The organism is Pseudoalteromonas sp. 78C3 (genome assembly GCF_002836695.1).
Lineage (GTDB): Bacteria > Pseudomonadota > Gammaproteobacteria > Enterobacterales > Alteromonadaceae > Pseudoalteromonas > Pseudoalteromonas arctica.
On the sequence record NZ_PJAV01000162.1, the window covers coordinates 1 to 10,945 of the forward strand.

The 10,945-nt window shown below is 35.5% G+C and carries 8 protein-coding genes and 1 pseudogene; 3 read left to right on the forward strand and 6 right to left on the reverse strand.

Features of this window, described 5'->3' with window-relative positions; genetic code table 11:
* The 6 genes and pseudogenes from CXF76_RS14335 to pomA all read right to left on the reverse strand — a co-directional run.
* Positions 1–2,070 (reverse strand): hypothetical protein (locus CXF76_RS14335; protein WP_157823354.1); only part of this gene is annotated, 2,070 nt, incomplete at its 3' end.
* On the reverse strand, positions 2,060–4,384 hold the full coding sequence (locus CXF76_RS14340; RefSeq protein ID WP_101164006.1) for a hypothetical protein: 2,325 nt from the start codon (positions 4,382–4,384) through the stop codon (positions 2,060–2,062). The genes CXF76_RS14335 and CXF76_RS14340, both read right to left, overlap by 11 nt.
* Before the next feature lie 129 nt (positions 4,385–4,513).
* Positions 4,514–5,107 (reverse strand): annotated as a pseudogene (locus CXF76_RS14345) (toprim domain-containing protein); the annotation flags it as partial.
* 70 nt (positions 5,108–5,177) lie between these two features.
* Entirely contained in the window at positions 5,178–5,666 is a 489-nt protein-coding gene (locus tag CXF76_RS14350) for a hypothetical protein (RefSeq protein ID WP_010554575.1), read from the reverse strand.
* A gap of 151 nt (positions 5,667–5,817) precedes the next feature.
* A complete protein-coding gene (locus CXF76_RS14355; protein WP_007587113.1) occupies positions 5,818–6,738 on the reverse strand; it encodes a flagellar motor protein MotB in 921 nt (306 codons plus the stop codon).
* 2 nt (positions 6,739–6,740) lie between these two features.
* Positions 6,741–7,508 (reverse strand): flagellar motor protein PomA, encoded by a 768-nt coding sequence (gene pomA / locus CXF76_RS14360; protein WP_007587114.1) that lies wholly within the window; start codon positions 7,506–7,508, stop codon positions 6,741–6,743.
* 321 nt (positions 7,509–7,829) lie between these two features.
* Here pomA and CXF76_RS14365 point away from each other — a divergent pair, with 321 nt between their 5' ends.
* The 3 genes from CXF76_RS14365 (at position 7,830) to dxs (ending at position 10,930) form a co-directional block, all read left to right on the forward strand.
* Positions 7,830–8,072, forward strand: a complete 243-nt coding sequence (locus CXF76_RS14365) for an exodeoxyribonuclease VII small subunit (RefSeq protein WP_002961738.1) — start codon at positions 7,830–7,832, stop codon at positions 8,070–8,072.
* Between the two features lie 2 nt (positions 8,073–8,074).
* Positions 8,075–8,962 (forward strand): (2E,6E)-farnesyl diphosphate synthase, encoded by an 888-nt coding sequence (ispA, locus tag CXF76_RS14370; RefSeq protein ID WP_101164007.1) that lies wholly within the window; start codon positions 8,075–8,077, stop codon positions 8,960–8,962.
* 105 nt (positions 8,963–9,067) lie between these two features.
* A complete protein-coding gene (gene dxs / locus CXF76_RS14375; protein ID WP_007587116.1) occupies positions 9,068–10,930 on the forward strand; it encodes a 1-deoxy-D-xylulose-5-phosphate synthase in 1,863 nt (620 codons plus the stop codon).
* Positions 10,931–10,945 lie beyond the last annotated feature (15 nt).

Sequence of the window (10,945 nt, forward strand, 5' to 3'; positions counted from 1 at the left end):
CTCAGAAATTGTCCTAATTTCAATATCAGACACTCCAAAACGACTTTTTAAGATTGACTTTAAACGCCCCAAGTTATCAATATCATTCGAACTAAAACCGTATAATATTCTTTGAGCTTCTACACCTTTTAAAACTTCACCCGGTATATTCTCAGTTATATAATGATATATATGTCTAGGATCTGTATGACCTAAAAAATAACTTAACGTGCCCAAACCATCAAAACCTGATCCCCAGAAGAATGTCATCGCAAAAAAACGTCTAAGTTGATGCTGCCTAATATAAAAACGTTTAATACCATTGTCTGTTTTAACTGTCGGGGTTTCAAAATAATCACAAAAAGTATTGAGACAAAAATTAGCTTTAGCTACGTCAACTTGCTTATCACTAATTGAGAACTTAGCAAAACAAAAAAGTAAGCTATTGTTTTTAAATTCAAAACCATTGTCTGTTAGCTTTTTCTTAAATACTACAAAATCCCAAATGATTTTTGCTATAATTTTAGGAATAGGTCTCGATATTTTTTCTCTATCAACATTATCTCCAGATTTTCTATTATCAAAAATTAATGAATATTCATCAAACCCACCAATTTCCATATTAGGTTCTACATTCGGAGAAAGACAATTAATGTCTAAATCAATTATCTCCCCTTGTCTTCTAGCTGTTATTGCGCCAAGAATGACTAGAACAGAACCAATAAGAACTTCATAAAGCTCTATTAATCCATAGTTAGCCCTTAACCGATCGAAGTAATCAATATTTATATTTTTCTTATTACTAGTGTTTGAAATTGTGTAGCAGGATAGACCTATCTCGATTAAATTTACGGATGCATTTTTTAAAATAAACGAACTAAACCCTGAGGAAGTTGTACTAAAATCAAACAATCTATCTTTCTCATAAGTTATTAACTCTATCATCTCAAATAAATCTTTTGAGTGCTTAAGATAAAACTCTAAAGCGTTGTTAATTGAATTAAAAACAAGTGAAATTGGCAGTGTTCTATATCTTCCTACCGATGTAGCCTGACTTTTGGTAAATGCAATATCGTTTGCATCAACATCAAAAACTGAGCTATCAATTATATTTAGAAGATTTTCAGAAGAACAGACTGAAAGTAACTTAAAAACAGAAATATATTGAGAAATACTTGATATCGACAATCTCTTAAGGTCACGCTCATTAATAGCTACAGAGACAGCTTTAAACTCAGTGTTAAAACTATTATTATCGGGAGTTAATCTTAATGCATCAAAAGAAGTCGTTTTTATAGGTAACCTGAGATTGTTTCTAAACACATTTTTATACAGTTTTGTTGTAATTAACGAACCATGATATTTTGAACTATTAGCCGCACGGTAAAAATTATTTTGCGCAAGCCATAACCGAGCCTTACTCAGCTCTTCATTAGACATTGTTAGAGCAGTACTTTCAGGTTCCCATAAAATAGTGGGATAAATAGAGTTGGATAGCAAAAGTTGTTCATCTGTTATCAATTTTGACTTTTCACATAAGTAAGATGAAACCCTGTTTATTATATCGAAAGCACCAGAGGATCCTCCTTGACTATAAATATCATGAAATAGCTCAATAGCATCATTTCGAGTAAACAGACTCATTCTATTTTCAGCTAATTTGTATTTTTTCGCTCTTGAGATTATTCCATCAATTATTATCAAAGCCGTATTGAATTTGGTTTTAAAAGTTGTATGTTTTAAGGCTTTCCCACCGTTATACCTTTTTGAAGATAAAGCACATAAAAAATACTTAATCCCATTTAGCAACTTACTGTTATTGACATCAGACAATAAACTGCCGTCTTCTAGTTTAATATTAAAGTTCAAAACTAAATTATTCTTCGCCTTGAAATCACACTCCCATATATGTGATTCATATTGAGATAGGAGCCACTTTGGGTTATAGATGTCTTCCTCGAAGTTTTCTAATGATAAATATTCAGAAAACAACTTTTTTTGATTATCGGCAATAGTTAGTAACATTTTTTCAAAATAAATGAAGTCATTAGTAGCTAAATTATTATCACAAAACTTACTTTTAGACTTCATAAATCACCTCTTTCAATCTTTTTAAAACAGGCTCTTTATTGTAAGTATGATTTATGATGCTAAGAATCTCTGGATCTGATGTTCTTTTTAAGCTTTCATCTAATGTTTTTACTACAAACTTGGCAGTTTCATACCACTCAATAGTAGTATCAGAAGGTTTTCTAGTTTCTTGTTCTTCGGATTCAACTAAATCAATAATACAGCTCAAAATGGAATACAACGTGGTAGACATTGGAATTATCAATTTATATTTATCATCGATATTTTCACCAAGTACATCATGTATATCTAAGTTGGTAAAATTCCCATCAACAGCGTGTTTGGAAAATAACTTTAATTTATGATTTGATAAGAACTCATCTAAATCATTCTTACTAAAGTTAATAATATTAGCCAGATAAGTACTATCTTTCATTGCCTCGAATATTATTGCGTATTGAAAAACTCTAATCCACCGATCTTGGAGGTACGTCAATATTGGGGTTGGTAAATATCTACTTAGTAATTTAGGGCAAGGTCTCGTGTGCCCCAGAGCTTCAGATACAGCTTGTAAACTGTTAGTTTTTATATAAATTAATATCGCTCGACTAGCGCGAAACTTATTAACAGATAAATTATTTAAAATATCGCTATTATTTAAAAGTGAACGATTTAACTCTAAAGTTTTATTCAGCTCAGAAGATGTAAGAACAGATTGAGTAAGTATATTTTTCAATCGCTTCGGGTTACTTAATTTATCTGAAGATAAGAGTAAATACTTGTAATCTTTGTTATTATTTTTTTTCATATATTCTCTTGCTTGTCGCGTTAATAGCTCAAGGCACTCGAATAAATACTTTGATTTATCTGTTAATACTATTTTCTGTTCTGCATTTTTTGACCCCTTTCTAAGCTTATAACCTACAGCTATAAATGAATTGGCGCTTTCTATAAAACCACTTTTATTACCATTTTTGTCATACAGTTGAAAGTTTTCCAACCAAGAATTCGTAATTTCTGGATGCTCATTCACAATTAAATATAAGAATGGATATAGCATCCCTGATTGGACTATTGAATACTTATGTACAAAGTCTCTAGCTGTTACACCTATATATAAGAAAGATTTATGGTTTTTTTTACTATCTGATATTTCATAACCCCACTTATTCCATGTACTACATTGATTCTCAGGTATAGACATATCTATATATTCACTAGTTTTTTGTCTATTTAGATTAAAACCTCTGGCGATACCACTCTTAGCTAAATCATTTCTTAACCTAAACTTTTCCATTATAGAGTCGATTACTTGCTCACAACTTTTGACAACATAATCTACATCATCACTTATATTTTTAATTAGAATAGCTATCGCTTTAGAATCTGATATATGAAGGGGTATATTTGTGATCAGCTTATTTGTTGTTAGCTGACCATTTATAAGTTTTCTATGAGTCTTAAAGTTAGAGTCAGACTGTTTAAAATCTGGAGAAAATAACTCGTATAACGGCTGCCCCCATAACTTCGAATGGATAAAAATATCTTGTATTAACTTTACTGTTGATTGCCACTGTTTATAAAAGTAAGGTAAGTTTCCATTATTTATTTTACAGTTAACTTTGAGTATTAAAAATATGTTTTCAACATACTTATTAACTCGAATGCTCTCACCAGCAGAATAGAAATCATCTGAATTATCTAATGTTTTTGTCAAAACACTCAAAACTTGGCTAAAAACTTTTGCCTTGTATTTAGCAGTTGAATAGGGATATCTAATAAAAAGATCTGCCATTGCTTTCGATACTTTATTTGTTAGATCAGTACCGAATTTCAAATAGAAGTTTTGGAGATATAACTTCACATGTTTTCCATCAGAACTTAATGTAAACCATCCATGATAATACTTTAATGTAGATATATTTTGAGTACTAGGATTATAGTTATTAATCGAATCTACAATGTTTTTTGAAATATTTTTATTTTCACAAGTTACAATGTGAGGTTCATTAAAACCTTCATTTTCACAGAATAACCGTAGTATTTTTTTTAAATAATGAATAACTGAATATTTGTATGAAAGTGAGAAATTGAACTCGGTGTAAAGAAAAGCGGCAAAGTCAGAAAACATACTATTTAAATTTCGATTAAAATCTAAGTAACTTAAACGTTTGTCGTGACAATCTAAAAAGATCTCTAAAACAAAAATGACACTCTTAATTCTTAACTCATCTAGACCAGCATCCATACCTACAAAACCACGAAAAGATACCTTTAAGTTATCATCTATCACATTTGGGGATTGATAGTCCCGCAACTTAACTAAACTTATCATTAAAACCTCAATATGCTGAAAAATAAAATTGACACGTGTCAACTTACTTAAAAGCTACAAACCAAGCCATCCACTTGATATTTATAAATATAAAAGCAAATTGACACATTGAGATTAAAAGGAAAAAGCAACCCGTCCTACCGAAAGTACATTACCAAATCCTGCTTTTTGACCCGCTAATGTATATGCACGCGTTAAATTCATACCAAATAGCCAATCAGCACGAGAGCGTGCTAAAGCAGATACACTTAACGGAATAAAGTCTCGATTAGAGCGCATATTACTCAATGATTTTTTTACTGCCGATAAGTTTAAATCACTAATGAGTAAACGTTGTGTACTCTGCTTTTTAGCCTGACTTATTTTAGCTTCTTCAATTACTTGATCGACTAGTAGCTGGCCTTCACGGTCTGGATCGCCAGCGTGAATAAGTTGCGAAGCTTGTTTAATTAATTTTTTTAAAACAGTGAGCTGTTTACGTGTTTTGGTTTTAGCTTTTAGCTTCCATTGCTCAGGTATTATAGGCAAGTGTTCAAACTGCCACTTTTTAAAACGCTCATCATAGTCATCAGGTTCTGCTTGTTCTAGCAAATGCCCAATACACCACGATACACAATCGCCATTAGCGACTTCTATATAACCATCGTGTTTTTTATGTGGTTTTGGTAACGCATCAGCAATAGCGCGTCCAAGTGAAGGTTTTTCTGCAATGTAGAGTTTCATAGCTTGCTCATCACTGTTTATATAAACAGTAGTCTAGCACAGCTATTTTAAAGGAGGGAACTTTTTGTAACTATTGGCTAGCTGGGCTTTTTTTGTCTTTTGTTAAAATATAAATAAGCGGAAGATAACAAACAACAACGGTGCCTATATTAATAAATGGCAATAAGGTTTTATAAATGTATGTACTATAAGAAAGATCCCATAAATGGCGGTCGACTAATCTAAATAGCTGTAAAATTGGTGCCATAATAACAACCAATTGACCTAATACGCATTGCCACAAATAAACCTTATCTTTTAAACCCAGATATGCGATGAGTGCCATCCAAGCAATATCATTAAGGGCCCAAACAAGGTATCGATAAACATAAATCCCATTATCAAACTCTTTCAAGTAAGGATGAATAATGGTTCCATATAAAAAAAAAGCGGCTGTAATTAAAGCGAAACGCAGGGCCAAATAATCTTTTCTAAAATAAAAAATGAAAATAGCAGGGCTTAAAATAAACACCCAACTAGTATCTAATATCAATATAGTCTTTAAAAACCATTCAGGCATTAGAGTTAATCAAGTTTTTTTTCATCATCGTCATTACCACCGCCATTTCCTGGCATATGACTAAACTTATCGACCTTTTTCATAAACTATTCCGTTACATTTGTTAAAGAAAGCATACTTTATGATAAATAAGTGTGTTTGCCAATAAAAGTTATCTTACATCTATAGGAGCTGACTCTTTTGCTTTACCTTGTAATATAGATATTTCTACTCGGCGATTCCTGCGGCGATCTTCATCGGTGTCATTCGGTACAAGTGGTCGTGTTTCAGCTCGACCAACCACCATCATTCGCGTTTTATCAAATCCTTGGACTTTTTGCAGTTCACTTGCAACGGCTACAGCACGCTTTGATGATAGGTCCCAATTATTAATATATAACTCATTTGATACCTGAAAATCATCTGTATGGCCAGATACTGTTATTTCACCGGGTACATCTTTTAACAGCACACCGATATCTTGAATTATAGGTTTAAACTTAGGTTGTAAAAATGCACTACCTGAAGGAAATGAACCATTCTCTCTAATGCGAATAATTATTTGCTGCCCTAAAGACTCAAGCTCAATTGCGCCATCGATTATTTGCTTTTCAAGCTGCTGCGCTATCTTTTTAACAAGCTCGTTAGTTTGCTCCTGATCGGCTGCTGAAGTTGCTTGCTCAGAAGATTCTTCTTGTGAGGTACTACGAGATTCACCACCGCGTTTATCCCCGCGCTGTTCTTGCCTGCCGCCTGCTGAACTTTCATCGCCAGCCTGAAACTCTAACATTTGTTGAGTCATTTCGACTGTTTGCTGCTGAATGGTTTCTATTGGGGTTGGCTCTGGTTTGCCTGGGGTAAACTCCATGGCAATAACAGAGGTACCTTTAGGGATGTCTTTTACTTCAATTTTATTCTGCACACCAAAAGCAAACTTCATAGAGCCCGCAATTTGTTTAAACTTAAGTACATCCATTTCTGAAAACGCGAGCAAGAGTACAAAAAAGCACATTAACAGTGACATTAAATCGGCAAACGTTCCCATCCATGCAGGTAGACCTGGTGGTGGGCATTTGCACTCTTGATCAGACATAGTTACTCCTCGGTATCTACTTTGCGTTTAGATTCAGCTAAGTAATTTTTCAAAATACCTTCGATTACTTTTGGATTCTGACCATCTTGTATACCTAAAATAGCATCCAAAATTAAACGCTGATTCATCGCTTCCTCGTCTTTACGCAGTTCGAGTTTTACCTGAATAGGAATTGCCACAACATTGGCTAAAAACGCGCCATATAAAGTTGTTAATAGTGCTACTGCCATTGCCGGACCAATTGCCTTTGGGTCATCCATGTTAGACAACATTGCAACCAAACCAATTAGAGTACCAATCATACCCATTGCAGGCCCTATATCAGCTAACGACTTAAATAAACCCGCGCCCAATTCATGGCGAGTCGTGGTTAGAGAAATATCTTTTTGAAGTGTAGCGCGAACTACATCTGCGTCGTGGCCATCAACGAGCATATCGACGCCTTTGCGCATAAAGGGGTTTGGAATTTCAGCTTCTTCGAGTGCTAAAAAACCGCCTTTACGAGCTGAATCCGCAAGTTCTACTGCTTTTTCGATAAGTATTTCTGGCGTTTCGATTTTAAACATAAACGCTTTAGCAACAACTTTACCTATCCCCAAAAATTGCGACATGGTGAAGTTTGATAAAACAATAAAGAGTGAACCACCAAATACAATAACCACAGACGGGGTATTGTAAAACATAGCCATTTCACCGCTACTACTCATAAACATAGACATGACAATTAAGCCAATTGCGCCTAGGATCCCGATTATGGTTGCTAAATCCACATTTCCTCCAGAAGTTTCATGCTTAATGGCCTTATCATAAACTTTTATTATTAACTGCTTATCGGCAACATATTGAATTGCTTAAGCCATTTTTATAAATAAACATAAAAAGCAGCCTTTAGCACTATCTTAGATCAAGTTATAAGGGCTACCTAATTATCAATTGATTTATTAAACCAACAGACCGCTATTAAGGCTTTATTAATGCACTTGAAATATAATTTAACGTTATAAAGGTAAAAAACCAATATCATCCTTTGACCTAGTTTAGCATTCCCCCTAAAATTGACCCCTAAATTTATTATGTAAGCTGAAATAAAGATGGCGACTAAAAAACCTGAAAACTTAAGTTTCGAACAAGCACTAGAAGAATTATCTACAATCGTTAGTGACATGGAACAAGGTGACTTATCGCTTGAGCAATCGTTAAAGCAATTTGAGCGTGGAATTGCATTAGCAAGTGCTTCATCAGGGAAATTACAGCAAGCAGAACAAAAAGTATCAATTTTGATGGGGAATGGCGAAAAGTCAGTACTTACAAATTTTGATAATGATATGGAATAGCTGTGAGCATAAAAAATCATATTGAACGTGCTCAAAAAGATGTAGTAGCGACCTTACAACAGCATTTTAACCAGCCTCTCGATACAGAAGAAACGGTAAAGAACGCCACCCAGTATGGATTATTTAATGGCGGTAAAAGATTACGTCCATTTTTAGTTTATGCCACAGGTAAAATGCTCGGCGCAAACCATCAAGACTTAAACGTACTTGCTGCTGCAATTGAGTGTATTCATAGCTATTCGTTAGTCCATGATGACTTACCAGCAATGGACGACGACGACTTACGCCGCGGACGCCCTACTTGTCATATAGAGTTTGGCGAGGCAAATGCAATTTTAGCCGGTGATGCTCTTCAAACTCTTGCTTTTGAGCTTATTGCGAATCACAAATTTGAATGCTCATCGCAAACACAAGTAAAAATGATTGCTACACTTGCCCACGCATCAGGCCTTCAGGGTATGGTTGGCGGACAAGGCCTTGATATAGCAGCAACTGATAAAGTAATTACCGTACAAGAGCTTGAGCGAATACATAAGCTAAAAACCGGGGCTCTAATTAATTGCGCAATTACACTTGGTGCACTGTGCAGTGAAAAGGCTGATCAACAAACCTTAGAAAATTTAAGTGTTTTTGGGTATGCTATAGGGCTAGCATTTCAAGTACACGACGACATTTTAGATGTTGAAGGCGATACAGTTATTTTAGGAAAGCCACAAGGCTCCGATATTGCCGCGAATAAAGCGACATATCCGGCGTTATTAGGTATGCTAGGCGCTAAAGAAATGGCGCAGAATTTAATACAACAAGCCCATGAAGCGTTAGCAAATATAGATGCTGACACAACACTTCTTGCGTCGCTAGCAAATTACCTAATTGAGCGTGACCACTAATTTTTGCTCATACGTATTGCAATTAGCACTGACATTATTACTCAACATTAATTATTCGTAAAAGCTTTGAATTAATTAATGTTAGCGAAGGATATATATAAAACCATGACACTTGATAGTAGCAAGTATCCATTACTTAATTTGGTTGACGAGCCAGCCCAATTGCGTGACTTAGCGCAAGACAAACTCCCTGCATTTAGCAATGAGCTGCGCGATTATTTACTCAACTCAGTATCGCAAAGTAGCGGTCATCTAGCGTCTGGTTTAGGGACGGTTGAACTAACCGTTGCGCTGCATTATGTTTATAACACTCCAGACGATCGCCTAGTTTGGGATGTGGGTCATCAAGCTTATCCGCATAAAATTCTTACTGGTCGTCGCGAGCAAATGCACACTATTCGCCAAAAAGACGGTTTGCACCCTTTTCCTTTTCGCGATGAAAGCCAATACGATACGTTTAGCGTAGGCCATTCAAGCACCTCTATTTCGGCTGCTTTAGGTATGTCTATTGCTGCACAAAAAGAAGGTAAAGGTCGAAAGTCTGTAGCCATTATTGGTGACGGAGCTATAACCGCAGGCATGGCATTTGAAGCGATGAATCATTTAGGTGATGTAAAATCAGACATGCTTATTATTTTAAATGATAACGAAATGTCGATTTCTGAAAATGTTGGCGCATTAACAAATCACTTTGCTCGAATTTTATCAGGTAGCTTTTATACTAACATTCGTGAAGGTAGTAAAAAGTTACTCTCAGGGGTGCCTCCGGTAAAGCAACTTGCCAGTAAAATGGAAGAGCACATTAAAGGCATGATGATCCCAGGTACCTTCTTTGAAGAATTAGGCCTAAATTACATTGGTCCCATTGATGGTCACGATGTAAACATGCTTGTAGATACATTACGTAATATGCGTAATTTAAAAGGCCCACAGCTTTTACATATAAAAACCCAAAAAGGTAAGGGCTACAAACCGGCTGAAGCCGATCCTATTGGCTACCATGGTGTACCAAAATTCGATCCGAGCACAACTAGCCTACCTAAATCTAAACCTAGTGCTGCTACTTTTTCAAAAGTATTCGGCGATTGGTTATGTGATATGGCCGAACAAGACAGCAAGTTAATGGCTATCACGCCTGCAATGCGCGAAGGTTCAGGCATGGTACGTTTTTCTAAAGAGCATCCAGATCAATACTTTGATGTAGCTATTGCTGAGCAGCATGCCGTTACTTTAGCTGCTGGTTTTGCATGTGAAGGTTTAAAACCTGTTGTTGCTATTTACTCGAGCTTTTTACAACGTGCGTATGACCAATTAATACATGATGTTGCACTGCAAAACTTACCTGTATTATTTGCCATTGACCGCGCTGGTATTGTGGGAGCCGATGGTGAAACTCACCAAGGTGCGTACGATTTAAGCTTTATGCGCTGCATTCCAAATATGGTAATTATGGCACCAAGCGATACCAACGAGTGCCGTCAAATGCTATACACCGGTTATAAAGCAAACTGCCCTGTTGCAGTTCGTTATCCTCGAGGTAGTGCAGGTACTGCAGACATTGAAAGCACTATGCAACTGCTTGAAATAGGCAAGGCAGATACAATTAAGAAAGGCAGTAAAATTGCCATTTTATCGTTCGGTACATTACTTGAAAATGCACAGCTTGCTGCAGATGAATTAGATGCAACGCTTGTTAATATGCGTTTTATTAAACCACTTGATACTGCACTTTTAAATGAGCTTGCAACTAGCCACGATGTAATTGTTACGCTTGAAGATAATGCGATTGCTGGCGGTGCCGGCTCTGCAGTTAACGAATTCTTAGCAACGCAAAAAGCTGATATTAATATCCTTAACTTAGGTATTCCTGATGAGTTTATTAAACACGGCACCCAAGATGAAATGCACGATGAAATGGGATTAGGCGAGCAAGGAATATTAACCGCTATTAAAGCGTTTATTAATTAACTTCCTATACATTTA